19 protein-coding genes, 2 tRNA genes and 1 pseudogene are annotated in these 26,192 nt (G+C 70.5%); 15 read left to right on the top strand and 7 right to left on the bottom strand.

The genetic code is table 11. The features are described 5' to 3' along the window. Positions 1–208: 208 nt before the first annotated feature. Complete coding sequence (locus AB5J53_RS23870; RefSeq protein ID WP_369247693.1) at positions 209–1,885, top strand: long-chain fatty acid--CoA ligase; 1,677 nt, start codon at positions 209–211, stop codon at positions 1,883–1,885. A gap of 56 nt (positions 1,886–1,941) precedes the next feature. Next, positions 1,942–2,151, top strand: coding sequence for a hypothetical protein (locus AB5J53_RS23865; RefSeq protein WP_369247692.1), 210 nt, complete (start codon positions 1,942–1,944; stop codon positions 2,149–2,151). A gap of 79 nt (positions 2,152–2,230) precedes the next feature. On the opposite strand, the gene AB5J53_RS23860 is transcribed toward AB5J53_RS23865, so the two are convergent. Further along, positions 2,231–6,502 (bottom strand): PAS domain-containing protein, encoded by a 4,272-nt coding sequence (locus tag AB5J53_RS23860; protein ID WP_369247691.1) that lies wholly within the window; start codon positions 6,500–6,502, stop codon positions 2,231–2,233. A 300-nt stretch (positions 6,503–6,802) separates the two neighbouring features. After that, positions 6,803–7,336, bottom strand: coding sequence for an SSI family serine proteinase inhibitor (locus tag AB5J53_RS23855; protein WP_369247690.1), 534 nt, complete (start codon positions 7,334–7,336; stop codon positions 6,803–6,805). 159 nt (positions 7,337–7,495) lie between these two features. Here AB5J53_RS23855 and AB5J53_RS23850 point away from each other — a divergent pair. Together AB5J53_RS23850 and AB5J53_RS23845 are read left to right on the top strand one after the other, a co-directional pair. Further along, positions 7,496–7,586: transfer RNA gene (locus tag AB5J53_RS23850), tRNA-Ser, on the top strand. A gap of 184 nt (positions 7,587–7,770) precedes the next feature. Next, positions 7,771–7,843: transfer RNA gene (locus tag AB5J53_RS23845), tRNA-Arg, on the top strand. A gap of 112 nt (positions 7,844–7,955) precedes the next feature. Here the strand turns inward: AB5J53_RS23845 and AB5J53_RS23840 are convergent. Continuing rightward, positions 7,956–8,402: a MarR family winged helix-turn-helix transcriptional regulator gene (locus tag AB5J53_RS23840; protein WP_369247689.1), complete on the bottom strand. Its 447-nt coding sequence runs from the start codon at positions 8,400–8,402 to the stop codon at positions 7,956–7,958. A 165-nt stretch (positions 8,403–8,567) separates the two neighbouring features. Here AB5J53_RS23840 and AB5J53_RS23835 point away from each other — a divergent pair, with 165 nt between their 5' ends. The 11 genes and pseudogenes from AB5J53_RS23835 (at position 8,568) to AB5J53_RS23785 (ending at position 21,351) form a co-directional block, all read left to right on the top strand. Beyond that, positions 8,568–8,933, top strand: a complete 366-nt coding sequence (locus tag AB5J53_RS23835) for an HGxxPAAW family protein (RefSeq protein ID WP_369247688.1) — start codon at positions 8,568–8,570, stop codon at positions 8,931–8,933. Positions 8,934–9,073: 140 nt separating this feature from the next. Beyond that, positions 9,074–10,051 (top strand): Bro-N domain-containing protein, encoded by a 978-nt coding sequence (locus AB5J53_RS23830; RefSeq protein WP_369247687.1) that lies wholly within the window; start codon positions 9,074–9,076, stop codon positions 10,049–10,051. Between the two features lie 187 nt (positions 10,052–10,238). Continuing rightward, positions 10,239–11,117, top strand: coding sequence for a DUF2797 domain-containing protein (locus tag AB5J53_RS23825; RefSeq protein ID WP_369247686.1), 879 nt, complete (start codon positions 10,239–10,241; stop codon positions 11,115–11,117). Between the two features lie 142 nt (positions 11,118–11,259). Continuing rightward, positions 11,260–11,619, top strand: coding sequence for an antibiotic biosynthesis monooxygenase (locus AB5J53_RS23820; RefSeq protein WP_369247685.1), 360 nt, complete (start codon positions 11,260–11,262; stop codon positions 11,617–11,619). Then, positions 11,612–12,574 (top strand): amidohydrolase family protein, encoded by a 963-nt coding sequence (locus AB5J53_RS23815; protein WP_369252420.1) that lies wholly within the window; start codon positions 11,612–11,614, stop codon positions 12,572–12,574. The genes AB5J53_RS23820 and AB5J53_RS23815 overlap by 8 nt, the downstream gene beginning before the upstream one ends. Before the next feature lie 98 nt (positions 12,575–12,672). Continuing rightward, a complete protein-coding gene (locus tag AB5J53_RS23810) occupies positions 12,673–13,413 on the top strand; it encodes a response regulator transcription factor (RefSeq protein WP_369247684.1) in 741 nt (246 codons plus the stop codon). Then, positions 13,410–14,999 (top strand): sensor histidine kinase, encoded by a 1,590-nt coding sequence (locus AB5J53_RS23805; RefSeq protein ID WP_369247683.1) that lies wholly within the window; start codon positions 13,410–13,412, stop codon positions 14,997–14,999. Before AB5J53_RS23810 ends, AB5J53_RS23805 begins: the two co-directional genes overlap by 4 nt. A gap of 14 nt (positions 15,000–15,013) precedes the next feature. Next, complete coding sequence (locus AB5J53_RS23800; RefSeq protein ID WP_369247682.1) at positions 15,014–16,534, top strand: glycosyltransferase; 1,521 nt, start codon at positions 15,014–15,016, stop codon at positions 16,532–16,534. Continuing rightward, positions 16,531–18,747, top strand: a complete 2,217-nt coding sequence (locus AB5J53_RS23795; RefSeq protein ID WP_369247681.1) for an ArnT family glycosyltransferase — start codon at positions 16,531–16,533, stop codon at positions 18,745–18,747. Before AB5J53_RS23800 ends, AB5J53_RS23795 begins: the two co-directional genes overlap by 4 nt. 148 nt (positions 18,748–18,895) lie before the next feature. Next, positions 18,896–20,498, top strand: a pseudogene (locus tag AB5J53_RS23790) (MFS transporter). A gap of 79 nt (positions 20,499–20,577) precedes the next feature. Beyond that, the gene (locus AB5J53_RS23785; protein ID WP_369247680.1) at positions 20,578–21,351 is read left to right on the top strand and encodes a TetR/AcrR family transcriptional regulator; all 774 of its coding nucleotides are present in this window, start codon (positions 20,578–20,580) and stop codon (positions 21,349–21,351) included. Between the two features lie 156 nt (positions 21,352–21,507). Here AB5J53_RS23785 and AB5J53_RS23780 read toward each other — a convergent pair whose 3' ends face one another. From AB5J53_RS23780 to AB5J53_RS23765, 4 genes are all read right to left on the bottom strand, one after another. After that, positions 21,508–21,978: a PPOX class F420-dependent oxidoreductase gene (locus tag AB5J53_RS23780; protein WP_369247679.1), complete on the bottom strand. Its 471-nt coding sequence runs from the start codon at positions 21,976–21,978 to the stop codon at positions 21,508–21,510. Between the two features lie 55 nt (positions 21,979–22,033). Then, positions 22,034–22,855 carry a YceI family protein gene (locus tag AB5J53_RS23775; RefSeq protein ID WP_369247678.1) on the bottom strand — a complete coding sequence of 274 codons (822 nt, stop codon included), beginning with the start codon at positions 22,853–22,855 and terminating at the stop codon, positions 22,034–22,036. A 104-nt stretch (positions 22,856–22,959) separates the two neighbouring features. Continuing rightward, positions 22,960–25,473, bottom strand: a complete 2,514-nt coding sequence (locus AB5J53_RS23770) for an MFS transporter (protein ID WP_369247677.1) — start codon at positions 25,471–25,473, stop codon at positions 22,960–22,962. A gap of 21 nt (positions 25,474–25,494) precedes the next feature. Continuing rightward, positions 25,495–25,998, bottom strand: a complete 504-nt coding sequence (locus tag AB5J53_RS23765; RefSeq protein WP_369247676.1) for a MarR family winged helix-turn-helix transcriptional regulator — start codon at positions 25,996–25,998, stop codon at positions 25,495–25,497. Between the last annotated feature and the right edge of the window lie 194 nt (positions 25,999–26,192).

Genomic DNA, 26,192 nt, shown 5'->3' with positions numbered 1-26,192 from the left:
CCCAAGCACACCTGCCCTGCGCCCCCCTTCCGCCACGCACGCCCCACACAGGCCAAGCTCACGCCCGGCTCGCGCCGAACTCCGGCTCGGCTCTCAGGTCGGCCGGAGTGGAATGCGCGTCCTGACCTGATCGATCATCTCGGTCCCTAGTGACATACCGAGCGGTATGTGCGCAGAATCAGCGCAGCCCATTACTGCCGCGTAGGCAATGTCGCCCCGGGAGGACGCTGTGCTGAGCACGATGCAGGACGTACCGCTGACTGTGACCCGCATTCTCGTGCACGGAGCGCTCGTGCACGGTTCGTCGCAGATCACGACCTGGACCGGGGAGGGCGAGCCGCAGCGGCGCAGTTTCCGGGAGGCCGGGGTGCGCGCCGTCCAGCTCGCCCACGCCCTGCGCGACGACCTCGGGGTGACGGGCGACGAGCGGGTCGCGACGCTGATGTGGAACAACGCCGAGCATGTCGAGGCGTACTTCGCGATTCCCTCCATGGGCGCGGTCCTGCACACGCTCAACCTCCGCCTCCCTGCGGAGCAGCTCGTCTTCATCGTCAACCACGCCGCCGACCGCGTGGTCATCGTCAACGGATCGCTGCTTCCGCTGCTCGCGCCGCTCCTCCCCCATCTGCCGACCGTCGAGCATGTGGTGGTCTCGGGCCCCGGTGACCGTTCGCTGCTCGACGGCACGGCCGTGCGGGTGCACGAGTACGAGGAGCTGCTTGCCGGGAAGCCGACGACGTATGACTGGCCGGAGATCGACGAGCGTCAGGCCGCGGCCATGTGCTACACCTCCGGCACCACCGGCGACCCCAAGGGCGTGGTGTACTCCCACCGTTCGATCTACCTGCACTCCATGCAGGTCAACATGGCCCAGTCGATGGGGCTGACCGACCGCGACACCTCCCTCGTGGTGGTCCCGCAGTTCCACGTCAACGCCTGGGGTCTGCCGCACGCGACCTTCATGTCCGGCATCAACATGCTGATGCCGGACCGTTTCCTGCAGCCCGCGCCGCTCGCCGAGATGATCGAGAGCGAGCGCCCGACGCACGCCGCCGCCGTCCCCACCATCTGGCAGGGACTGCTCGCCGAGCTGCATGCCAAGCCCCGTGATGTCTCCTCTCTCACTCAGGTCACCATCGGCGGCTCGGCCTGCCCGCCCTCGCTCATGGCGGCCTTCGACGAGCTGGGCATGCGGGTCTGTCACGCCTGGGGCATGACCGAGACCTCGCCGCTCGGCACGATCGCCCGGCCGCCGGCCCACGCCGTGGGCACGGACGAGGAGTTCGCGTACCGGCTGACGCAGGGCCGCTTCCCGGCCGGCGTCGAGGCCCGCCTCACCGGCCCCGGCGGCGAGCGGCTCCCCTGGGACGGCGAGTCCGCGGGCGAGCTGGAAGTCCGCGGCCCCTGGATCGCGGGCGCCTACTACGGCGGCCAGGGCGCCGAACCGCTGCGCCCCGCCGACAAGTTCAGCGAGGACGGCTGGCTCAAGACCGGTGACGTCGGCACGATAAGCGCAGACGGCTTCCTGACGCTCACCGACCGGGCCAAGGACGTCATCAAGTCGGGCGGCGAGTGGATCTCGTCCGTCGACCTGGAGAACGCCCTCATGTCCCACCCGGACGTCACCGAGGCCGCCGTCGTCGCCGTCCCCGACGAGAAGTGGGGCGAGCGGCCGCTGGCCACCGTCGTCCTGAAGGCGGGCTCCACCGCCGACTTCGAGTCACTGCGCGCCTTCCTCGCCGGCGAGGGCAAGATCGCCAAGTGGCAGCTCCCCGAGCGCTGGACGATCATCGAGTCGGTCCCGAAGACGAGCGTCGGCAAGTTCGACAAGAAGGTGCTCCGCAGGCAGTACGCGGAGGGCGAGCTGGACGTGACGAAGCTCTGACCGACACCAACACCGTCACCAACAACAGCATCAACACCGGCACAGAGGTACGCCGGGTGGGGCGCCCCACGGCTCCCCACCCGGCGTACGCGCACATCCCCGACGTACCTCACGTCACCGCCGTACGGACGCCGATGACCGCCGTACGGACGTGGTCCACGTTCGTACCGCAGATGCGCCGCATCCTGGTCGGCGGCGAGGACCCGGGCAGGGAGCGGGTACGGGCATCGATCCTGGCGGCGGCACGACGGCTCACCGCCAAGTGACGTACGGCTGGTTGGCACCTGTGCGTGCCAACCAGTTCGTCCCGGTGTGTGCCGACTAGTTCGTGCCGGTGCGTGCCGACTAGTTCGTGCCGATGCGTGCCAGCAGGTCGACGATCCGGTCCTGCACCTCGGCGCTGGTCGAGCGCTCGGCGAGGAACAGCACCGTCTCCCCCGCGGCCAGGCGCGGCAGTTCGGTGTGGTCGACGGCGGCGGTGTAGACGACCAGCGGCGTGCGGTTCAACTGGCCGTTCGCGCGCAGCCAGTCCACGATTCCGGCGCGCCGACGGCGTACCTGCATCAGGTCCATCACGACCAGGTTCGGCCGCATCTGCGAGGCCAGCGTGACGGCGTCCTCGTCGGTCGACGCCCGCGCGACCTGCATCCCGCGCCGCTCCAGCGTCGCGGTCAGCGCCAGCGCGATCTCCGCGTGCTCCTCGATGAGCAGCACGCGCGGCGGGTGCTGCTCGGAGTCCCGCGGCGCCAGCGCCTTCAGGAGTACGGCGGGGTCGGCGCCGTACGCCGCCTCGCGCGTCGCCTGGCCGAGTCCCGCTGTCACGAGGACGGGCACCTCGGCGGCGACGGCGGCCTGGCGCAGCGACTGGAGCGCCGTGCGCGTGATCGGTCCGGTCAGGGGGTCCACGAACAGCGCGGCCGGGAAGGCGGCGATCTGCGCGTCGACCTCCTCGCGCGAGTGCACGATGACGGGCCGGTAGCCGCGGTCGCTCAGCGCCTGCTGGGTCGTCACGTCCGGCGCGGGCCAGACGAGCAGCCGCCGCGGGTTGTCCAGCGGCTCCGGGGGCAATTCGTCGTCCAGGGGCCGCGGCTGCGGCTGGTCGGCGACCTCGACGGCACCGCCGGGACCGTCGAGCGGCTCGGGGCCCTCGTCGGCGTTCTCGTCCGGTGCTCCTATGGCGTACGACCGGCCGGCGCCCTCGGTGGCTCCGGGCAGCCGGGGCCCGGAAGCCGTGGGGGCCTGCCCCGCCTGCGGGTGCGGACGGGCCGCCGTCTCCGGACGCTCGGCGGCGGGCTCGGGGGGCGTACCGAGCTTGCGGCGACGGCCGCCGCCGTTCGTCGGATGCGGCGGAGGTGTGGGGGCCTGGGGCTGGGCCTGCGGTGCGGGCCGACTCGGCGCGGACTGGTTGAGCGCGGGCTGGTTCGGCGCGGGCTGGCGGGCGAACGGGACGCCCTGGCCGAGCGTCCGCACACTGATCGCGCGTCCCTGCGTCGAGTTGGGGTCGACGGGGGTCGCGGCCTCGGCGGGCAGGGGCTGCGCGACCCGCGGCTGCGCCGGGAGTTCAGGGGGGAGCGGGGTGCCCGGGGCGGGGGTCGGCCGACCGGCGGCGGGGGGCGCGCTCTGCGCCGGGGCTCCGGGCTGTGCGGGCGCAGCTCCGGGAGGTACGGGGGTCGGAGTGCCCGCGCCCGAGGTGTCGTTGGCGTTGGCGGCGGTGTTCGCGTTCGGCCACGGCTGCGGCGCCGGAGCCGCGGCCGGGACCGGTGCCGGGGCAGCGGTGGTCGGCTGGGGCTGGGCCGGGGTGCCGGCGGCCGGCGTGGCCTGGGCGGCCTGGGCGGCGGCAGCGGTCTGCGGCGTCTGTGGTGCCTGCGCTGTCTGCGTCAACTGCGCGGGAACCGGCTGACCGGCGACGGCCGCACCCGGAACGCCCTGCGCGGGAACACCCTGCGCGGGCACGGTCTGGCCGGGAACCCCCTGCGCCGGAACCCCCTGCGCCGGAACCCCCTGCGCCGGAACCCCCTGTGCGGGCGTCCCCACCGCGTCCGGCTGACCCGGAGCACCCGGAGTACGGCGAGCGCGCCGCCGTCCCGTCGGGGCGGAAACGGGGTGCGGCTGCGGCGGGGTGTGATCGTCGGCCGGGTCGTGGAGCATGACGTCATGACGGCCGCCGTCGCCCTGGTCGTGCCCGACGAGACCGCCGTCGGCCTGCTGAACCTGGACCTGCGCCTGGGCCTGATGGGCCTGAGCCTGCGCCTGTGCCTGGACGTACTCGGGTGAACGGTCCGCCTCCGCGGGCGGCAAAGCGAACACCGTACGGGCGCCCGCCTCCTGCGCGGCGGCACGCTCGGCCGCGGCGGCCAGCGCACGGCGACGCCGCCCGGTCGGCTGCCCCGCGTCGGCGGAGCCACTGGCGTCCGGCGCATCCGGTGCGACGGGCGCACTGGGCGTCGCGGGCAACGCGGGCGGCAGCGCATGCTGTTCGCCGTCCCGCCGCGCGCGCCGGCCGGAGGGCACCGGCACCCCCTGCGGAGGCACCGTCCCGCCAAGCCCCGTACCCACGGCCGCGGTCCCGGCCGCGTGCTCGCCCGCCATGACGACCGCGCCCTCGGAGACACCGCCACTCGCGTCGGAGGCCGTGTCTTCGGCCGGACTCGGCCGTCCCCGCCGCCGTCCGGTGCCACCGGAACCGGAGGCACCGCCGTCACCGGGACCCTCGACTCCCGACGCCTGCGCGGGAACCGACACTTCGCCGTCCCCCGCACGCCGGCGGCGCCGCCCCGTGGGAGCGGCCCCGCCCGTCTCGACAGCCGTGGTGTCGGACTCCCCCGCGACCTCGCTCTCCAGGAAGGCGTCCACGGAGGACCGCCGGGCCCGCCGCCTGCCACCGCTCTGGTGCGAGCCCTGCTCGGAAAGGGCGACCTCGGTACCGGGGGTGCTCTCGGGAGCGGGAACCGTCCCGGCCCCACCCCCGATCGGCACCTCGAGCACGAACGCGCTGCCGCTCATCCCCGGCACCTCGTGCGTCTGCAGAACACCGCCGTGCGCGCGCACGATCCCGCGCACGATCGGCTCGTGCACCGGGTCTCCCCCGGCGTACGGGCCGCGCACCTCGATACGGACGCCCTCACCGCGCTGCGCCGCCGCCACGACGACGGTGTTGTCCATGTAACCGCCCGCCGACACCGGCGCGTTGCCGGTCGCGTCGACTCCGGCGACGTCCGCGATGAGATGCGCGAGGGCGTTGGCGAGCCGCGTCGGGTCGACCTCGGCCTCGATCGGCGGCGCGTGCACGGCGAACTGGACGCGTCCGGGCCCGATCAGCTCGACGGCACCGTCGACACCGGCCGCGACGACCGCGTCGAGCATCACCTTCGTACGGGAGATCTGCTCGGCCCCGGAGTCGAGCCGCTGATAGCCGAGGACGTTGTCGACGAGCGTCGTGATCCGCGAGTAGCCGGCCGCGAGGTGATGGAGGACCTGGTTGGCCTCGGGCCACAGCTGACCGGCGTCGTCGGCCGCGAGCTTGGAGAGTTCGGCGCGCAGCTGGTCGAGGGGCCCGCGCAGGGACTGGCCGAGCACCGCGAGCAGCTGCTCGTGCCGCGCGGTCAGCGCCTCGTACCGGTCCTTCTCCCGCTCGCCGAGCGCCGCGTACCGCTCGTCGCCGGCGGCGAGTTCCTCCTCGTGCCGCTCGCTCAGCTCGGCCAGCTCGGCCGCGTGCCGCTCGCGCAGCGTCTTGAGCTCCTCGGCGTGCTCGTCGGCGAGGCGTGCGAGCTCCTCGGCGTGCCGGGTGGCCTCGGCGTCCTTCTCCTCGGCGAGGGTGTCGTACGGCCGCCGGTCGGTGAAGGTCATCACGGCGCCGACGAGCTGGTCGCCGTCCCGCACCGGCGCGGTCGTGAGGTCGACCGGAACCTTGTTCCCGGACTTCGACCACAGCACCTGCCCGCGCACCCGGTGCTTGCGCCCGGAGCGCAGGGTGTCGGCGAGCGGCGACTCCTCGTACGCGAAGGGCTCGCCGTCCGCGCGCGAGTGAAGGATGAGCGCGTGCAGATCCTGGCCGCCGAGATCGCTGGCCCGGTAACCGAGTATCTGAGCGGCGGCGGGATTGACGAGAACGACCCGCCCCTCCGTGTCCGTCCCGACGACACCCTCGGCGGCGGCCCGCAGAATCATTTCGGTCTGTCGTTGCGAACGCGCGAGTTCGGCCTCGGTGTCGACGGTGCCCGACAGATCGCGTACGACGAGCATGAGCAGCTCGTCAGGGGTGGGGCCGTAGCTGTCGTAGGCCTGCTGGCCGTTCTCCAGATTCGCACTGGTGACTTCGACCGGGAATTCGGTGCCGTCGGTCCGCCGCGCGATCATCCTGGTCGGCTTGGTCCGCCCGCGCTCGTCGATGGTGTCGGGCCGCCGCATCGACCCGGGGATCAGCCGGGAGTCGAACTGCGGCAGCAGATCGAGCAGCCCCCGGCCCACCAGAGCCGTGCCCGGGGCCTCGAAGGCCTCCAGGGCGATGGTGTTGGCGTTGACGACGGTCCCATTGGCGTTGACCAGCACCAACGCATCGGGCAGCGCGTCCAGTATGGCTGCGAGGCGAGCAGCGCCTCGGGATGGCCTGCTGCTCACGAGACGCTTCCTCCCTGTTACCGCACCTTGCCGACCGCGGATGCCATCTTGCCAATCGGTCCGCAGCGTGTCACGCGAGGGAGTCTACGGGCAGTGGTTGCGCTCGCGACGCCGGATGAGAGGGAGGTCGCACGCGGAAGTGACGCGGAAAGGACGCAGAAGAGACGTAGAACCTGTGACCGCGCATTTCGCCCTCGGATCCATCGCGCAACCATGGGGTCGCCTCCATCGCCGAACCATGGGGTCGCCTCCACCCCGGAACGGGGTCGCCGTGACTCCACCATGTCTTCTCTGTCTTCGCTATGCGTAGGTGTCCGGCAGCAGCGGCACCAGCGCGTCCCATCGCGCGATCTCGCACCCGTCCGCGCGGTCGAACGTCGCGTCGACGGGTCGCCCCGCCCAGGTCCCCGTGACATGCGCGGTGGCCGGACCGCCGTACAGCATCGTGCACATGGTGCCCGGCGGCATCGGAGCGAAGGGGTCCTTGCCCCAGGTGGTGCTCCGGTCCAGCTTCTGGCAGGCCCCGCTGACATCGGGGTGACCGCCGCCATCGGGATGACATCGCAGTTCGTACGTCCCGTCCGCATCGCCTCCCGTGTGGTGGACGGTCACGGTCAGCCGGTCCCCGGAGTCCTCGACGGAGGCCGGCGGGGGCATCCGCGGCAGGCTCCGGAGAACCGGTTCGCCGTACGCGGTGGTGGCGGCGAGCCCGGTGGCCGACGCGGTGGCGGGTACGGCGGACACGGGGCCGGCGGGCGCGGCGGACGCGCTCGGTACGGCGGACAGCGCGGCCGTGGCGGACGCGGCGGCGGTGAGAACGAGACGGTGCAGCATGACCTGACTAACGCCAGGCGCCCCGCCTGGTTGCGACGCGGCCGATGAACTTTGCTCTGCGGCCCGCCTGCCTAGTACCGTGGGGGGCGATTGGTGACACCACGCTCGGCTGTGTCATCATCTGCACGCACCACTCGCGCTCGCGCGGGCGGCTGTGCGGGAGGCGTCGCCTAGTCCGGTCTATGGCGCCGCACTGCTAATGCGGTTTGGGCCTTAAAGCCCATCGAGGGTTCAAATCCCTCCGCCTCCGCGCCAAGATCCGAAGCCCCGGTCCACCAGGACCGGGGCTTCGGCGTTTCGGGGCGCTGTAGCGCGTTTGCCCAGCTCACAAGGGGTACGGCAAACGGATTTCACATGGCGGCGGCAGTCATGTAATGTTCTTCCTGTCGCCGCGAGCGGGCCGAAAGCCCAGGAGCGGGACAAAAACAAAACAAGCACTCGTAGCTTAACGGATAGAGCATCTGACTACGGATCAGAAGGTTGCAGGTTCGAATCCTGCCGAGTGCACACGGTCAAGAGCCCCGTTTCGATCTTCGGAACGGGGCTCTTTCGTGCTGTGCAGTAGGGGAGTACGGCATCGGGGCGAGGCGTTCGTGTCATGGGGACAGGCCTGCGTGACCTACGTCGACTTCCTCGAGGCCTGGCTCCTCTCGCGCAGCTCTTCCAAATAGTCGCTCGTCAGCTTGCCCGTGCGGGTGAACCAGTCGTGCAGGACGGCGACTTCGGTGGGGGTGTAGCCGGCGAGGAGTTCGGTCAGGCGCGCGTAGTACGGCTCGTAGAGGGCCAGGACGCGGGTGACCGCGGCCGGTTGCGCCGCGATGCGAACGCGGCGGCGGTCCGTGGGGTCGGGGCGGCGGGTGACGTAGCCCGCGCGTTCGAGGCGGTTGAGGATGCCCGTGACGGCGCCGGTCGTCACGCGTGCGTGCTCCGCGAGGTCCCCGGCGGTGAGCAGGTTGTCGCCCGCCTTCAGGACACAGGTGAAGCACATGAGGTCGGTGAGGTTCAGGTTCAGCCGCTGAGCCATCTCCTGCTGGGCCCGCATGTTCGTCGCGATCAGATGGTCCATGGTGGAGATCACCTGGGCCGACGTCACGGGCGGGTGGGCGCGTGAGCGTGGTGGGCCGCCCTGCTGCATCGTTTTCCCTTAGTACGTGAGAGGTTTCGGTGCTTAATTTCTTAGGTAGTGAGGGGTTGGGAGAAGTCTAGTCGTCAGCACAGGAGGGGGCCGTACATGAGCCTGTACGACGAAGGGCACACCGTCGCGGGGTGGACCGGGTTCGGGATCGCCACCGTCGGAGTGACGGGGATCGGACTGGGCGTCTGCGCCGGGAACGCGCTCGCGGTGTGGGGTGGGCTGGGTGTCGTGGTGATCAGCGCCCTGGTCACCTGGGTGCTGCACCTCGCCGGCTGGGGCAAGCCGCCCGGGCGCCGGCCCGTCGGACAGTGGGGCATGCGGGTCAAGGACCTCACCGCCCGAGAGGGGCACCCCGGGTGCCTCGGCTGCCGGCTGGCGGGGCGGGGGCGGCCTGCCGAGCTTCCGGTACGGGTGACCGCGGAGTCGGGCACGGGCGAGCCGGTGACCGAGTCCGTCGGCTGAGCTCTTCGGGTCCGTTCTTCCTCGTCAGCGGCCCGAAAGCGGCAGAATCGATACCTCCGTCACCTATCGGGTGAACATCCTTGCCATCGAACGGAGTTGACCTTCCGCGTGCCTATTTTCCGGAGCGGAGGTGATGCTCGATGTACGAGCAGAACACGCCGCCGGACGAGTCGGCGGGACAGCGGCAGGACGCGATCGACATCAACGATTTCGTGTTCGCGGCCACGGGGGCGCGGGTGCGGAGGCTTACGTTGCCGGGTGGGGAGCACTGGTTCCCGGCGGCGGACGTGGCCTCGGATCTCGGCTACGCGAACACACGCCAGGCACTGCTCTGGCATGTTGCAGCAGATTGCCAGCGGAACTTGGGTGATCTTGCGCGAAGCGTCTATGGAGTAGACGCCTTGAGCAAGATTGCAGGTCACGGGCTTAAGAAGTCGATGAAGATGGTGAGCCTCAGGGGGCTCATCAGGCTTGTCAACGGTTGCACTAAGCCCGAGTGCGCTCCGTTCAAGAACTGGGTCTCCGAGGTCATCGAGACCGTCCAGCGCGATGGCTCGTACTCCCTTGCGCCGGCTCCCGTCCAGCCCGCCCCCAGCGGCGGCACCGCGTACGTCATGCCTCAGCAGGTCGCCGACGCCATCGTGCGGCTCGAAGAGCGGAACGTCCGGGCCGACGAGATGCTGCTCGCCTTCCAGGAGGAGCGCGGCGAGCTGTTGCGGGAGATCAGCCGCAGCCAGCAGGAGATCAGTCTCAGTCAGCGGGAGATCAGCAATAGCCAGAGGGTCATCGCCGAGGCTCTGCAGCAGATCGCCAACGCGCTGAATCGCCCCGCCGCCCGGCCCCGCCCCACTGCGGTACCGGAGGAGACGCCCCAGGAACTCCTCACCACCTGGAAGGCGAAGAACCTCGTCGTCACAGAGGATGTCCACGCCGTCGCGGCCTACCTGGCCCCGGCGCTGCTGCGGGGCGGGGCTCAGTACCGACTGGAAGAGATCGCTGCCCGTACGGGACTGGCGCAGGCGCGCGTCCACGACTGCGTACGGATGCTGCTCAAGCGGGGTTGTATGCGACAGGAGGGCTGCACTTCGGAGGGGGCGCCGGTGTACGTGCTGCCGTAGTGCCTTAGGAACGCAGTGAGAGAGGCCCGAAGTCGCAAATCCAAGTTGCGGCTTCGGGCCTCGCCGTACGGTACCGGACCACTTGGCTTAGTGGGGCGATCTTGCACGAACCGTCGATCCTGGCGACGGTTCGTGCAACATCGCTGGTCAGACCGGGTTGTCCGTGCCGCCCTTTAATGTCATTGGTGTGCGGCGGGTCTGGAGATGTTCGGGGCTGCGGTGGTCGGTCGACGGCCCCGTGTTGGTGTGGGGTGACGGGCGGGGCAGCTCGCTGGCCGGGGGGAAGCGGGTGGTGTTCGGGGTTGTGAACGGGGGTGTGCGGACATGTGTGGGGGCTCGGGGGCATGCGTGTGCCGTGCAGGCGGTCGTGTCGGGGCGGAGTACGGGCGCGCGGTGCGAAGAGTGCGCGCGGCTGGACCGGGCGCACTCCGTGGCCGCCGACACGATGGCCGACGACCCGCGGCCGTACCACGTGTATCTGGCGTGGTTCGGGCCCGGGATGGTGAAGGTCGGGATCACCGCGGTCGAGCGGGGGTCCGCGCGGCTCCTGGAGCAGGGTGCCGTCACCTTCAGCTGGCTGGGGCAGGGGCCGCTGATGGCCGCGCGGCGGGCCGAGGAGTTGCTGCGGGCCGCGCTCAAGGTGCCGGATCGGATTCCGTACGCCGACAAGCGGGTCGTGCGGGCCGACCTGCCGGGGCCCGGTGAGCGGGTGGCCGAGATCGCGGAGCTGCACGCGCGCGTCGGGCGGCTCGATGCCTGGCCCGAGTCGCTGCGGCGCGCGCCGTTCGAACCCGTCGACCACACCGAGGTGTTCGGGCTCGCCGGGCTGCCGCCCGCGGTGGGCGTCGTGAGCGAGCTCGTCGCCGGTGGCGTGGTGAGCGGGGAGCTGTGCGCCGCCGCCGGTCCCGATCTCCATCTCCTCACCGGGCGTGGAGTCGTCGTACTCGATACACGGCTGATGACCGGGTGGGACCTGGCCGCCGCCGGGGACGGGGATCCCGGACTCACCGTTCCAGTAAGGGAGTTGAGAGACAGCAACAGCAACGTGCAGGACGGGCTCTTTTGAAGAGCACGTCTGGAGAGCACGTCTCAAGGGGTCTTCTGACGAGGGGGAATCGTCTCCAGGATGGTCAAGACTTGGATCCCTTTCGGATCCCGTTGGGAAAGGTGCTGGACGGACCCGTGGGCCCGAGTCGAGAGTGGCGGACATGAGCGATCACCCCATTGCGCCTGTCGCACCCGTCGCAGCCCATGAACCCCCGTACTACGCCGCCGTGTTCACCTCCATGAGGACCGAGGACGACGGAGGGTACGGCGAGACCGCCGAGCGGATGGAGGAGCTGGTGAAGGACATCCCGGGCTACCTGGGCATGGATCACGCGCGTACGCCGGGCGGGCTGTCCATCACGGTCGGGTACTTCAGGGACGAGGACGCGATCAAGGAGTGGAGCGCGCATGCCGAGCACCGCGCGGCGCAGAAGCGCGGCCGCGCCGAGTGGTACGAGCGCTACACCCTGCACATCGCGAAGGTCGAGCGCAGCCACGGTTTCGAGCGTGAACGTGGCTGAGCGGGCGGACCTGGCTGAGGCGGCGGAGGGCCAGGCGTTCTGGGAGCGGCTCGGGCTCCCCGGGCTCGTCGACGTGCACACGCACTTCATGCCCGAGCGCGTGCTGCGCAAGGTGTGGGACTACTTCGACGGGCTCGGACCGCTGACGGGCGGCGTCGAGTGGCCGATCACCTATCGCGCGGACGAGGACGAACGGCTCGCGGTGATCAGGGAGTTCGGGGTGCGGGCCTTCACGGCCATGCTCTACCCGCACAAGGCCGGCATGGCCCAGTGGCTCAACTCCTGGGCCGTCGACTTCGCCGCCCGGACCCCCGACTGTCTGCACACCGCGACCCTCTTCCCCGAGCCCGGCGTCGAGACGTACGTACGGGGGGCCGTGGAGGCCGGGGCACGGGTCTTCAAGGCGCATGTGCAGGTGGGGGCGTACGACCCGGGGGACCAACTCCTCGACCCGGTGTGGGGGCTGCTCGCCGAGGCCGGGGTCCCCGTCGTGATCCACTGCGGGTCCGGTCCCTCGCCGGGCAAGCACACCGGCCCCGGGCCGATCGCGCACGTACTCGCCCGGCATCCCCGGCTGCGGCTCGTCGTCGCGCACATGGGGATGCCCGAGTACGAGGACTTCCTCGACCTCGCCGAGCGGTACGGGGAGGTGCGGCTCGACACGACGATGGCGTTCACGGACTTCAGCGAGCGCCTCGCCCCGTTCCCGCGCGTGGCGCTTCCCCGGCTCGCCGACCTCGGCGACCGCGTTCTCCTCGGCACCGACTTCCCGAACATCCCGTACCCGTACGTCCACCAGCTGCACGCGCTGGGACGGCTCGGGCTGGGAGACGACTGGCTCCGGGCGGTCTGCTACGAGAACGGGGCACGCCTGTTCAAGATCGTCTCCGAAACCGGCTCCGCGACCGGCTCCGAGACCCGCTCCGAGACCGCACCCGGCTCCGCGCCCGCGTGATCTTCCAAGGAGTTCCCTGAGAGGCGCCTGTGTGTTTCTCAGGAAAAACACAGGTTCCCGAAAGGATGCTCTCAGCGGCGCCTATCAAGGTGTCCGCTATGACCACGACCTCGCCCCAGGGGCGCACCGAACTGCTGAGGCCGGACGGGAGCCCCGTCCGAGTGCTGGTGGTGGACGACGAGCTGTCGATCACCGAGCTGCTGTCCATGGCCCTTCGCTATGAAGGCTGGCAGATCCGCAGCGCGGGAGACGGACAGGGTGCGGTGCAGACCGCCCGCGAGTTCCGGCCCGACGCCGTCGTTCTCGACATGATGCTGCCCGACATGGACGGGCTGACCGTCCTCGGCCGACTGCGTCGTGAGCTGCCCGACGTGCCGGTGCTGTTCCTGACCGCGAAGGACGCCGTCGAGGACCGGATCGCCGGGCTCACCGCCGGTGGCGACGACTACGTCACCAAGCCGTTCAGCCTCGAAGAGGTCGTGGCCCGGCTGCGCGGGCTGATCCGCCGTTCCGGTGCCGCCGACCGGCGCTCCGACTCCGTGCTGGTCGTCGGGGACCTCACCCTCGACGAGGACAGCCACGAAGTGTCGCGGGGCGGCGAGAACATCCACCTCACGGCGACCGAGTTCGAGCTGCTGCGCTTCCTGATGCGCAATCCGCGCCGGGTGCTGAGCAAGGCGCAGATACTCGACCGCGTGTGGTCGTACGACTTCGGTGGCCAGGCCAACGTGGTCGAGCTGTACATCTCGTATCTGCGGCGGAAGATCGACGCCGGTCGTGAGCCGATGATCCACACCCGCCGTGGGGCCGGTTATCTGATCAAGCCCGCGGCGTCATGAGCGGGCGACGACGACCGCGTACGCAGAAGAGGCGAGGACGACAGCCGCGCACGCTGCGGACGCGGCTCGTCGTCGCGTCCGTGGTGCTGATCGCGGTCGTGTGCGCGGTGATCGGCACCGTGACCACGATCGCGTTGCGCTCGCACCTGTACGCCCAGCTGGACGGCAACCTGCGCGAGGCGTCGATGCGCGCGGCGGGCGGCCCGGTGGGCGGCGACGACGGGCCCGTGCACCTCCCGAACGACGCAATCGTCAAGGATCCCCTCGAATTCGTCACCCGGGGCCCGCAGGGCATGGGCGCCATCGGCGCGATCGTCAAGAACGGCGAGGTCACCAAGGGCATCGTCAGCGTGGGGAAGAAGGACTCCAGCGGGGTCAGGCAACCCACCGCGGTCCAGCTCAGCGACAGTCAGCTGGCCGTCCTCGCCTCCGTCGCGAAGGACAAGCGCCCGCACACCGTGGAGATCCCCGGCCGGGGCGAGTACCGCGTGCAGTACCAGGAAGGCAAGAACGGCACCTTCTACGTGGCGCTCCCGACCAGCGACGTCACCAACACCCTCACCACGCTGATCTACGTCGAGATCAGCGTCACCGGCGCCGGTCTCGTGGCCGCCTCCCTCGCGGGTGCCGCCATCGTGACCCTCGCCCTGCGCCCCCTGCGCAAGGTCGCCGCCACCGCCACCCGTGTCTCCGAACTCCCCCTGCACACCGGCGAGGTCACCCTCTACGAGAGGGTCCCCGAGTCGGAGTCCGATCCGCACACCGAGGTCGGGCAGGTCGGCGCGGCGCTCAACCGGATGCTCGACCACATCCATGGCGCCCTGCACGCGCGGCAGCAGAGCGAGATGCGCGTACGGCAGTTCGTCGCGGACGCGAGCCATGAGCTGCGTACGCCGCTGGCGTCCATTCGCGGATACGCCGAGCTCACCAGACGCGGACGCGAGGAGACCGGGCCCGACACCCGGCACGCCCTCGGGCGGATCGAGTCCGAGGCCGGGCGGATGACCCTGCTCGTGGAGGATCTGCTGCTGCTCGCGCGGCTCGACGCCGGGCGACCGCTGCAGTACGAGCAGACCGACCTCGTACCGCTCGTCATCGACGCCGTGAGCGACGCCCGGGCGGCCGGACGCGACCACAACTGGCGGCTGGAACTGCCGGACGAGCCGGCCCTGGTGTCGGCCGACGCCGCGCGCCTGCAACAGGTCATGGTCAATCTGTTCGCGAACGCACGCACGCACACACCACCGGGTACGACCGTCACGGCGCGTGTGCACCGGCACGGGCCGTGGCTCTGCGTGGACGTCCAGGACGACGGGCCCGGCATTCCCGCCGATCTGCTCCCGCGCGTCTTCGAGCGGTTCGCGCGCGGTGATTCGTCGCGCTCGCGTGCCTCCGGTTCGACCGGACTCGGGCTCGCCATCGTGCAGGCCGTCGCTGCCGCGCACGGGGGTGCCGTGACCGTGGACAGCGTGCCCGGCAGGACCGTGTTCACGCTCCATTTGCCGGCGCTCGCCCTCGAAACAAACTGGCAATCGCACTCACAGGCACAGCACAGCGCCACCACATGGGTGCAACAGGGCGCTTGACGAGAGTCGTTCGCATGCGAACCGACTCTTCTCCCGGCAACCTGCCGGCGCGGGAGCACCTCCCGGCCGGAGACGCCGGTACGCCTGTCCTGGACGTAGTGATCCCCGTCTACAACGAGGAGAAGGACCTCCAGCCATGTGTGCTCAGATTGCACGAGCACCTCAAGCGCACGTTCCCGTACGCGTTCCGCATCACCGTCGCGGACAACGCGTCCACGGACACCACCCCACAGGTGGCCGCGCGGCTGGAGGCGGAGATCCCGGAGGTCACCTCCTTCCGGCTCGAGCAGAAGGGCCGCGGCCGGGCGCTGCGGACCGTGTGGTCGGCCTCGGACGCGCCGATCCTCGCGTACATGGACGTGGATCTGTCCACCGACCTCAACGCGCTGCTGCCCCTGGTGGCGCCGCTGATCTCCGGTCACTCGGACCTCGCGATCGGCTCCCGGCTGTCCCGCTCCTCGCGCGTCGTGCGCGGCGCCAAGCGGGAGTTCATCAGCCGCACGTACAACCTGATCCTGCGCGGTTCGCTGCAGGCCCGCTTCTCGGACGCGCAGTGCGGCTTCAAGGCGATCCGCCGTGATGTCGCCCAGGTGCTGCTGCCCCTGGTCGAGGACACCGGCTGGTTCTTCGACACCGAGATGCTGGTGCTCGCCGAGCGCGCCGGACTGCGGATCCATGAAGTGCCGGTCGACTGGGTCGACGACCCGGACTCGACGGTGCACATCGTGAAGACCGCGACCGACGACCTCAAGGGGGTGTGGAGGGTGGGACGCGCTCTCGCCACCGGTTCGCTGCCGCTCGACCGGCTCGCCCGGCCCTTCGGGGACGACCCGCGCGACCGCGACCTGACGGACGTACCCAAGGGCCTCGCCCGTCAGCTGGTCGGCTTCTGTGTGGTGGGCGCTCTGTCCACGCTCTTCTACCTGCTGCTCTACAGCGCCTTCCGCTCGTTCTCGGGGTCGCAGGTCGCCAACGCGCTCGCCCTGCTCGTGTCGGCGGTCGCCAACACGGCGGCCAACCGGCGGCTGACCTTCGGCGTACGCGGCCGGGGCGGCGCCGTCCGGCACCAGGCGCAGGGCCTGGTCGTCTTCGGCATCGGTCTCGCCCTCACCAGCGGCTCGCTCGCCGCCCTGAACGCGGCGACGACCGACCCCTCGCACTCCACCGAGCTGGCGGTCCTCATCGCCGCCAACCTCGCGGCGACGGTGCTGCGGTTCCTGCTCTTCCGGGCCTGGGTCTTCCCGGACCGGCAGGGCGAGACGCCCTCGCAGGTCGTGGCCTCGCACAACCCGGCCTCGCCCACCTACTCGACGGCGGCCCATCAGTACCAGGACCGGCACCAGCACCCGCACCCGCCGCTGCCCCAGCGCCCGACGGCGCCCCCGTCCTCGTACGACACCTCCTCGTACGACACCTCTTCCTACGACACAGCCCAGTTCCGCGCCGGTGAAGCCGCGGACCGCACCTGGGGGGACTCGACCATGCAGTTGCAGGCGGTGCGCCCATACGATCACGATCCGAGGAACGCACGATGACGACTCAGTCCGATACGAGCTATCAGGGGGGCGGGAGTCCTTCCTGGGGGCCGCCGACATCGGCGCCCGTGCGGGAGCCGGTCCTGCCCGCCGCGGCCCCGCGGTCCGGTGAGCCCAGGCAGCCCTTCGCCCGCCGGGTCTGGCGCGGCCGGCCCGAGGACCCGCGCTGGGCGCGCCCCGCCTTCCTCGGTCTGCTGCTCGCCACCGCGGTGCTGTACCTGTACAACCTGAGCGCCTCCGGGTACGCCAACTCGTTCTACTCGGCGGCCGTGCAGGCCGGCAGTCAGAGCTGGAAGGCGATGTTCTTCGGCTCGCTCGACTCGGCCAACGCGATCACCGTCGACAAGCCCCCGGCCTCACTGTGGCCGATGGCCCTGTCGGTGCGGATCTTCGGCCTCAACTCGTGGGCGATCCTCGTCCCCGAGGTGCTCATGGGCGTGGCCACGGTCGGCGTCCTGTACGCGGCCGTCCGGCGCCGCTTCAGCCCAGCGGCCGGTCTGATCGCGGGCGCCGTGCTCGCGCTCACTCCCGTCGCCGCGCTGATGTTCCGGTTCAACAACCCGGACGCGATGCTCGCGCTGCTGATGACCGTCACCGTCTACTGCGTGATCCGCGCCCTGGCGGACGGCCGGACGAAGTGGCTGGTCTGGGCGGGTGTCGCGGTCGGCTTCGCCTTCCTCGCCAAGACCCTGCAGGCCTTCCTGATCCTGCCGCCGCTCGCGGTCCTCTACGCGGTCTGCGCGCCGGTGAAGCTGAAGAAGCGGTTCGGCCAGCTGGCCCTGTCGGCGGTCGCGATGGTCGTCGCCGGCGGCTGGTGGGTCGCGATCGTGGAGCTGTGGCCCGCGTCGTCCCGCCCGTACATCGGCGGCTCGCAGAACAACTCCTTCCTGGAGCTGACCTTCGGCTACAACGGGCTCGGCCGCATCAACGGCGACGAGACCGGCAGCGTCGGCGGGGGTGGCGGCGCCGGTGGCACCGGCCAGTGGGGCGAGACCGGCTGGGACCGGATGTTCAACTCCGAGATCGGCAGCCAGATCTCGTGGCTGCTGCCGGCCGCGCTGATCCTGTTCGTCGCGGGGCTCGTACTCACCCGGAAGGCCAAGCGGACCGATCTGGCCCGCGGTTCGTTCCTCGCCTGGGGCGGCGCGCTGCTGATGACCGCGGTCATCTTCAGCTACATGGCCGGCATCTTCCACCAGTACTACACGATCGCCCTGGCCCCCTACATCGCGGCCGTGGTCGGCATGGGCGCGACGGTCCTGTGGGAGGAGCGGTCCAAGATCTGGGCCTCGCTCACCCTCGCCGCCTCGGTCACCGCGACCGCTGCCTGGGGTTACGTCCTCCTCAACCGCACCCCCGACTACCTGCCCTGGCTGAAGTGGCTGGTCCTCATCGGCGGCCTTGTCGGCGCGCTCGGCCTGATCTTCGCGGCCAGGCTGGGGCGCCAACTGGCTCTCGCGGCTGTCGGGTTGAGCTTTGTGGCCGCGATCGCGGGTCCGACCGCGTACACGCTGTCCACCGTGAACACCGGGCACACCGGCTCCATCGTGACGGCCGGTCCGGCGGGCGCCGGCATGATGGGCGGCCGGGGCGGCGGGCCCGGCGGTGGCGGTGGCATGCGAGGCGGCATGGGCGGCGCAATGCCCGGCCAGAACCAGCAGAACGGCAATGGCAACACTCAGCAGGGTGGTGGCATGGGCCAGCCTCCGACCGGCGGCACCGGTGGCTTCCCCGGCGGCGGCACCAACCAGCAGGGCAACGGCCAGAGCCAGAACGGACAGCAGGGCGGAATGCCCGGCGGTATGACCCAGGGCGAGGGCGGCATGGGCGGTGGCGGCGTCGGCGGTCTGCTCAACGGCGCGACCGTCGGCTCCGAGGCCAAGAAGCTGCTGGAGAAGGACTCCGGCAAGTACACCTGGGTCGCCGCGGCCATCGGCGCCCAGAACGCCGCGAGCTACCAGCTCTCCACAGGCGACCCGGTGATGGCGATCGGCGGCTTCAACGGCAGCGACCCGTCTCCGACGCTGGCCCAGTTCAAGAAGTACGTGGAGGACGGCAAGATCCACTACTTCATCTCGGGCGGCGGCATGGGCGGTGGCGGCAACACCGGCACCTCGTCGCAGATCAGCTCGTGGGTCACGGCCAACTTCAAGAAGGTGACGGTCGGTTCGGCCACCTTCTACGACCTGACGCAGCCGACGAGCGGCAGCTGACGGTTCCTTTCACAGGGCGGTGGCCCGGGGCGATCCCGTTCCGGGCCACCGCCCTTTTCGTGCGGTGTCGAATACCGCGTTCGTGCGATGCCGACTACCGCGTTGTACGCCGTATAGGAACTGTTCTACGGTGTACAACATGCCAAGCATGTCGACCCCTCAAGCTCCCCAAGCTCCCCAAGGACACCCCCAGCGCTGGCTGATCCTCGGCGTCATCTGTCTGGCGCAGCTCACCCAAGCTCCCCAAGCTCCCCAAGGACACCCCCAGCGCTGGCTGATCCTCGGCGTCATCTGTCTGGCGCAGCTCACCGTGCTGCTCGACAACACCGTTCTGAACGTCGCGATCCCCTCCCTCACCCGGGAGCTGGGCGCGGCCACCTCGGATGTCCAGTGGATGATCAACGCGTACTCGCTGGTGCAGTCGGGGCTGCTGCTGACGGCGGGCAGCGCGGCCGACCTCCCCCACGCCTGAAGGGCTCGGGGGGACCCTCATCGGCCGCAAGAAAATGCTGATCGCGGGACTCGTGCTCTTCGGGCTCGGATCGCTGGTCGCCGGACTCGCCGACTCCACTGGGCAGTTGATCGCCGCGCGGGCGGGCATGGGGGTGGGCGGTGCGCTGCTGCTCACCACGACCCTCGCCGTCGCGATGCAGATCTTCACGCCCGACGAGCACCCGAAGGCGATCGGTATCTGGAGCGCCGTGAACGCGCTCGGGTTCGCGGCCGGTCCGCTGCTCGGCGGCTTCATGCTGAACCACTTCTGGTGGGGCGCGATCTTCCTGGTCAATCTGCCGGTGGCGGCGCTGGGACTGGGCGCGGTCGTGGCCCTCGTACCGGAGTCGAAAAATCCGCGAAGTGACCGTCCGGATCTCCTCGGCGCGCTGCTCTCCACGATCGGTATGACCGCGCTCGTGTACGCGATCATCTCGGGCCCCGAGCACGGGTGGACGTCGGGACGGGTCCTGCTCACGGCGGCGGTCGCGCTGGTGGTGCTGGCCGCGTTCGCCTACTGGGAGAGCCGGATTCCGTACCCGATGCTCGACCTGCACTTCTTCCGGGACCGGCGTTTCACGGGCGCGGTCGCGGGCGCGGTGCTCATCACCTTCGGGATGGGCGGCGCACTCTTCCTCCTCACCCAGCACCTCCAATTCGTGCTGGGGTACGGCCCGTTGGAGGCCGGACTGCGTACGGCGCCGCTCGCGCTGTCGGTCGTGGCGCTGAACTTCTCCGGCCTGTCGGCGAAGTGGACGGCGAGACTGGGGACGCCGGTGTCGATCGCGCTGGGGATGGTGTTGATGTCTGCCGGCCTTGTGTCGATCGCGACGCTCGCCGCGCACGGGTACGCCGGCACGCTGCTCGGGCTGCTGCTGATCGGCGCGGGGTGTGCCGTGGCCAACCTCGCCATGGCGCACGCCATCATGAGCGCGATAGCGCGGGAGAAGGCGGGCGTCGGCGCGGGCATCAACGGCACGCTCGCCGAGTTCGGCAACGGGCTGGGCGTGGCGGTCCTCGGCGCGGTCCCCAACTCCCGGTTCGCGGCGCTGATTCCGATGGCGGCGAGCTCGCTTCCCGCGGCGCTCGCCTCGGCGGGCTCGGACGAGGAGCGGGGACGGATCACGGACGCGTTCTCGTCGGGCCTGGAGACCAGCCAGTTGGTGGGTGCGGTGGCGGTGCTTCTCGGTGGACTGGTCGCGGCGGCGTTGCTGCGGCGGGCGGAGAGGGCAGACTCCGCGATGGCGGTTTCCGTGTAGCGCCCGCTTAGCATCATCAGGGAGGCGGACCGGGGAATTCCGGCCCGCCCCGCAGTCCGAATTCCGAGGAAGGTGCGCCATGGTGAGGGCAGCCGACCGGGCCAAGCGTCCGGCGCGGACCAGTGTCTGGCTGGAGGGCAAGGCCCCCCGGGGCGGTGCGGCCCGTGGTGGCGGCCAGCCGTCGGGGCTCGACCGGGAGCGGATCACCGAGGTCACGGTGCGGCTGCTGGACGCGGAGGGGCTGGCGAAGTTCTCCATGCGCCGGCTGGCCGCCGAACTGAACGTCACCGCGATGTCCGTGTACTGGTACGTCGACACCAAGGACGACCTGCTCGAGCTGGCCCTCGACGCGGTCTTCGGCGAACTGGAGCTGCCGGACCCGGAGTCCGGCGAGGACTGGCGCGACCAACTGCGCTCCCTGGCAGTCGGCTACCGGGCGCTGCTGGTGCGCCACCCCTGGGTGTCACCGCTCATCGGCAACTTTCTCAACATCGGCCCGCACTCCATGGCCTTCTCGCTCCGCGTGCAGCAGGTGGTCCGCAACACGGGGCTGCCGCCGCACGGCCAGATGGGCGCGCTCTCCGCCGTCTTCCAGTTCGTGTACGGCTTCGGCACGATCGAGGGGCACTTCGTGCAGCGGTGTGCCTCCGCGGGCATGTCCCAGGACGAGTACTTCCGCCAGGCGATGAGCACGATCAGCGAGCAGCCGCAGTTCGCCGCGAATCTTGAGAGCGCGGCGGATCTGATGGCGGCGCGGGGCGGCGACACCGTCGAGGAGATGCGCGAGCGCGACTTCGGCTTCGCCCTGGAGATGCTGATCGCGGGGATCGAGACGATGGTGGAGCGCGGCTGAGGAGCGGTTTCTCGCCCCCTCCGCCCCTGCCCGTCCCGTTTCTGGGGGCTGCGCCCCCAGACCCCCCTAAAAGACTGCGCAGTTCCCCGCGCCCCTGAAGGGGCGCGGGGAACTGCGCGACAAGCCCCCACCGGCCCGCAGCCGCGAGGCGACCGCCTACTCCTGCGGAGCGAGCCGGGCCGGGAAGCCCCCGGTTGCCACCGGGCCCCACCGCTCCGGTGTGACCCGGATGATCGACTTGCCCTGCTTGAGCATCGCCTCGCGGTACTCGTCCCAGTCCGGATGCTCGCCCGCGATGTTGCGGTAGTACTCGACGAGCGGCTCGACCGAGTCGGGGGAGTCGATGACCTCCGCCGTACCGTCGATCTGGACCCAGGGACCGTTCCACTCGTCGCTCAGCACGATCAGGCTGACACGCTCGTCCCGCTTGGCGTTGCGGGTCTTGGCGCGCTCGGGATAGGTCGAGACCACGATGCGCCCCGAGTCGTCGACTCCGCAGGTCAGGGGCGAGCCCTGGGGGCTGCCGTCGGCACGGCGGGTGAGGAGGATGGCGCGGTGCCGGGGGCGTACGAAGTCCAGCAGATCGTCGCGGGATACGGAGGTGTTCGTCGCGATATTCGGTGCCATGGGTGCAGCCTAGGGGCACGGCGGCCCGCCCCGACTGACCCTGCCGTGCCTACGCCTACGCCGTCGGCAACGACTCCCCCTGCACCGCCTGAATGTCCAGCTCCACCTTCAGCGTCGTACCGATGGCCGCGATGCCCGCCTGGACCACCTGGTTGTAGTTCATGGCGAAGTCCTCGCGGTGGAGTTCGGCGGTCGCGCGGAACGCGGCGCGAGTGCCGCCCCAGGGGTCGGCGCCGGTGCCGAGGTAGGCAAGATCCAGGTCGACCGGCCGCACCACCCCGTGCATGGTCAGCTCGCCGTGGACCGTCCAGCGGTCGGAACCGGCCGGGGTCAGGCCCGTCGAGCGGTAGGTGATCTGCGGGTACGTCTCCACGTCCAGGAAGTCCGGGGACTTCAGGTGCCCGTCGCGCATCCCGTTGCCGGTGTCGATGGAGGCGGCCTGGATCACCGCCGCCACGCGGGACTTGGACGCCTCGTCCGGGGCGATCTCGATCGAGCCCGCGAAGTCCGTGAAGCGGCCGTGCACGCTGGAGATGCCCAGGTGCTGGGCCACCGCGCCCACGGAGGAGTGCGCCGGGTCGATGGTCCAGGGGCCGGGCGGCGGAAGCTCGGTGCCGCCCTGGCGGGCGAGGGTCACATTGCCGATCTCGGCGCGGCCGCTCGCGGTGACGATCGCGCTGGACGCGGCGGGGGCGTACCCGACCGCGGTGACGATCACGGTGTACGCGCCGGGCGCGAGGGCGGTCGTGTCGTGCACGGCTCCTTCGCTGTCCGCCTCGGCGCGCACCACCTGCGTACCGGTCATGTCGGTCACCGTGACGACCGCGTGCGACACGGCCCACCCGTCCCGCGTGCGGATGCGTGCGGTCAGTCCCATCCCGTTTTCTCCCTGCAATGCATGAAAAATTGGTCGCAATGAAACCGGCCCGTGGGGGCGCACCTCCGCTCAGAGTGCGCGCGTCCCACGGGCCGGGGCTCGAACTACTCGCCGGGGTGGGCGAGTTCGATGTCGTGGTCGTCGACTCCGCGAGCGCCCACGGTCAGGGCCGTCGCCACCGGCGCGTAGCCCGTCGCGATGACCGTGTACTCGCCGGTGTCCAGGTCGGTGAAGGCGTACGCCCCGTCCGTGCCGGTCCTGGCCGTGCCGATCACGTTGCCCGCCGCGTCCACCAGCGTCACGCGGGCGTCCGCGAGGGGGCCGTGCGGTGCCCGTACGACACCCTGGAGCTGGGCGCCCGAGTCGAGTTCGACCTCGACGCGGGTGACTCCGGCGCCGCCGACCTCGACGGGCAGGGCCCGCGGCCGGTGACCCGCGGCGTTCACCGCGACCGTCATGACCCCCGGCACCAGCTCGGCGAAGGTGAACTCGCCCTGCTCACCGGTGGTTCCGGTGGCCAGCACATCGCCGCGTACATCGGTCACGATGACCATGGCGTCCTTGACCGGGATGCCGGTCCCGGCGGCCCGGACGACACCGCTCAGCCCGCTCGTGCCGCTCAGCAGGATGTCGTACGCGACCGGCTCGTCGTTCACGACGACCGTCGAGGCCTGCGGCTGGAAGCCGTCGGCGGAGGCGATCAGGACGTACGACCCGACGCCGGGCGCGTCCAGCGCGTAGGAACCGTCGGCCTGCGCGACCGAGCGGCCCAGCTGCCGTCCCGCGAGCGAGATCAGCGTGACCGCGGCCTGCGGCACGGGCGCGCTCTCGGCGCCGCGGACGTAGCCGCGTACCGGGATTCCGCCGGACGAGGGCATCGGGACGCTCTCCTTCGTCGCCGTGGCGACTGCCGCCAGCGGCTGCGTTCCCTGGGGACCGGGCTCGGTCACGGCGACGGCCCAGCTCGGGACCTTCTCCTCGACGGCGGCCGGGGTCTCGGCGACGGCCGGAGCCGCGGCCTCCGCCTTGGCCTCCGCGGCCTGGGCCAGCGCGCCCGAGGTGCGCAGCGGGACCTCCTTGATGAACAGCACGATGAGGAAGGCGATCAGTGCCATGCCGGCGGCGATCAGGAAGACGTCCGCGATGCCGTGGCCGTACGCGCTCTCCATCACGGTGCGCAGCGGCTTGGGCAGCTTGTCCATGTCCGGGATGCCGGAGCTGGAACCGGACGCCAACTTGGCGTACTTGGGGCCGAGATCGGCCAGACCGTCCTTGACGTAGTCGGTGATCCGGTTGGCCATGACCGCGCCGAGCGCGGAGACGCCGATCGCACCGCCGAGGGAACGGAAGAACGTCACGGTGGAGCTGGCCGCGCCGAGGTCGGCCGGGGCCACCTGGTTCTGCGTGGACAGCACCAGGTTCTGCATCATCATGCCGACGCCGAGACCCAGCAGCGCCATGAAGATCGCGATGTGCCAGTAGGCCGTGTCGTAGCGGATCGTGCCGAGCAGGCCCAGGCCCGCGGTGATCAGGAAGCCACCGGAGACCAGCCAGTACTTCCACCGTCCGGTCTTGGTGATGATCTGCCCGGAGACCGTGGAGGAGATGAACAGGCCACCGATCATCGGGATGGTCATGACGCCCGACATCGTCGGGGACTTGTCGCGGGCCAGCTGGAAGTACTGGCTGAAGAAGACCGTGCCGGTGAACATCGCGACACCCACGAAGAGCGACGCGAGGGAGGAGAGGGTGATGGTGCGGTTGCGGAACAGCCGCAGCGGGATGATCGGCTCGCTCGCCTTGGACTCGACCAGGATGAACAGCAGCCCGAGGACGACCGCGCCGCCGACCATCGCGTACGTCTGCCACGAGATCCAGTCGTACTTGTCACCGGCGAAGGTGACCCACAGGAGCAGCAGCGAGACCGCGGCGGAGATGAAGAACGCGCCGCCCCAGTCGACCTTCACGTCCCGCTTCACGACGGGCAGGTGCAGGGTCTTCTGCAGCACGATCAGCGCGATGATCGCGAACGGCACACCGACGTAGAAGCACCAGCGCCAGCCGAGCCACGAGGTGTCGGTGATGACACCGCCGAGCAGCGGACCGCCGACGGTCGCGACGGCGAAGGTCGCGCCAAGGTAGCCGGAGTAGCGCCCGCGCTCACGCGGGGAGATCATCGCGGCCATCACGATCTGCGCGAGGGCGGACAGACCGCCGACGCCGATGCCCTGGACCACACGGCATGCGATGAGCATTCCGGGGTTCTGGGACAGACCGGCGGCGGCCGATCCCAGCACGTAGACGACGAGGGCTATCTGTACGAGCGCCTTCTTGCTGTACAGGTCGGAGAGCTTGCCCCACAGGGGCGTGGTCGCGGTCATGGCCAGCAGCGAGGCCGTGACGACCCAGGTGTAGGCGGACTGGCCGCCGCCCAGGTCGCCGATGATCTCGGGGAGTGCGTTGGTGACGATCGTCGACGACAGGATCGCGACGAACATGCCGAGCAGCAGCCCGGAGAGCGCCTCCATGATCTGCCGGTGCGTCATCGGAGCGCCGTCGGCGGCGCCTCCGTGCTTGGCGTGAGAGCCCCGCACACCGGCTGGTGTGGTCGTTGGCATGGGCTTCCTTTTCTTACGTGCTTACGCGGGTGTACGGGTGGTCGGTTCGGGTTGCGCTGCCGCATACGGGTGCGGGTGGGGCGGTCGCGGTGTGGCACGGCAGTCGCCGAAGCTCTCGCGCAGCCGGTCCATGAGTGCGATGAGCAGCCCGACCTCGTGGTCGGACCAGTCGCTCAGCCGGTCGGCGAGGAGCCGCGACGTGCGCCGGGAGAGCTCGTCGAGCTGCTCCTGGCCCGCGGCGGTGAGACGCAGGATGCGTGAGCGCTTGTCGGCCGGGTCGGGGGACCGTTCGATCCAGCCCCGGTCCGCGACGTGCGCGACATGGCGGCTGGTCACGGACATGTCCACGGAGAGCAGCTCCGCGAGCCTGCTCATCCGCATCTCGCCGTACCGGCCCAGCAGTGTCAGCACGGCGGCGGAGCCCCCGGGGCAGTCTGGCGGCAGGATCCGCCCCATGCCCCTCTTCACGGCACCGATGGCGCTGAGCTGACGAGCCAATTCCTCGTACTGCGCCTGCTCGGCCATCGCACCTCCCGTATTCGTTGCTTAGGGCAACCATAAATAAGTTGGTTGCCGCAGGCAAACTAAAAAGGGTGTGAAGGGCTAAAAACTTGGCAAAGGCAAGTATTGGCAAACGTAAACTTGCAGGTGGGAGGGGTGGCCTGGCTGGGAGATCGCTGGGAAGCCATGGCCGGGATCACCGAGTCCCCGTGGGCCCC

Origin of the sequence: Streptomyces sp. R41, from assembly GCF_041053055.1 — a bacterium.
GTDB lineage: Bacteria > Actinomycetota > Actinomycetes > Streptomycetales > Streptomycetaceae > Streptomyces.
The sequence above is the reverse complement of the archived record's forward strand: the minus strand, read 5'-3'. Positions and strand labels throughout refer to the sequence as shown.

Bases quoted from the DNA above. Each gene is read 5' to 3' on its own strand.
- AB5J53_RS23870 (WP_369247693.1), top strand. From the start codon at position 209: ATGTCGCCCCGGGAGGACGCTGTGCTGAGCACGATGCAGGACGTACCG.
- AB5J53_RS23855 (WP_369247690.1), bottom strand. From the start codon at position 7,336: ATGCTGCACCGTCTCGTTCTCACCGCCGCCGCGTCCGCCACGGCCGCG.
- AB5J53_RS23840 (WP_369247689.1), bottom strand. From the start codon at position 8,402: ATGGACCATCTGATCGCGACGAACATGCGGGCCCAGCAGGAGATGGCT.
- AB5J53_RS23835 (WP_369247688.1), top strand. From the start codon at position 8,568: ATGAGCCTGTACGACGAAGGGCACACCGTCGCGGGGTGGACCGGGTTC.
- AB5J53_RS23830 (WP_369247687.1), top strand. From the start codon at position 9,074: ATGTACGAGCAGAACACGCCGCCGGACGAGTCGGCGGGACAGCGGCAG.
- AB5J53_RS23820 (WP_369247685.1), top strand. From the start codon at position 11,260: ATGAGCGATCACCCCATTGCGCCTGTCGCACCCGTCGCAGCCCATGAA.
- AB5J53_RS23810 (WP_369247684.1), top strand. From the start codon at position 12,673: ATGACCACGACCTCGCCCCAGGGGCGCACCGAACTGCTGAGGCCGGAC.
- AB5J53_RS23805 (WP_369247683.1), top strand. From the start codon at position 13,410: ATGAGCGGGCGACGACGACCGCGTACGCAGAAGAGGCGAGGACGACAG.
- AB5J53_RS23800 (WP_369247682.1), top strand. From the start codon at position 15,014: ATGCGAACCGACTCTTCTCCCGGCAACCTGCCGGCGCGGGAGCACCTC.
- AB5J53_RS23795 (WP_369247681.1), top strand. From the start codon at position 16,531: ATGACGACTCAGTCCGATACGAGCTATCAGGGGGGCGGGAGTCCTTCC.
- AB5J53_RS23785 (WP_369247680.1), top strand. From the start codon at position 20,578: ATGGTGAGGGCAGCCGACCGGGCCAAGCGTCCGGCGCGGACCAGTGTC.
- AB5J53_RS23780 (WP_369247679.1), bottom strand. From the start codon at position 21,978: ATGGCACCGAATATCGCGACGAACACCTCCGTATCCCGCGACGATCTG.
- AB5J53_RS23775 (WP_369247678.1), bottom strand. From the start codon at position 22,855: ATGGGACTGACCGCACGCATCCGCACGCGGGACGGGTGGGCCGTGTCG.
- AB5J53_RS23770 (WP_369247677.1), bottom strand. From the start codon at position 25,473: ATGCCAACGACCACACCAGCCGGTGTGCGGGGCTCTCACGCCAAGCAC.
- AB5J53_RS23765 (WP_369247676.1), bottom strand. From the start codon at position 25,998: ATGGCCGAGCAGGCGCAGTACGAGGAATTGGCTCGTCAGCTCAGCGCC.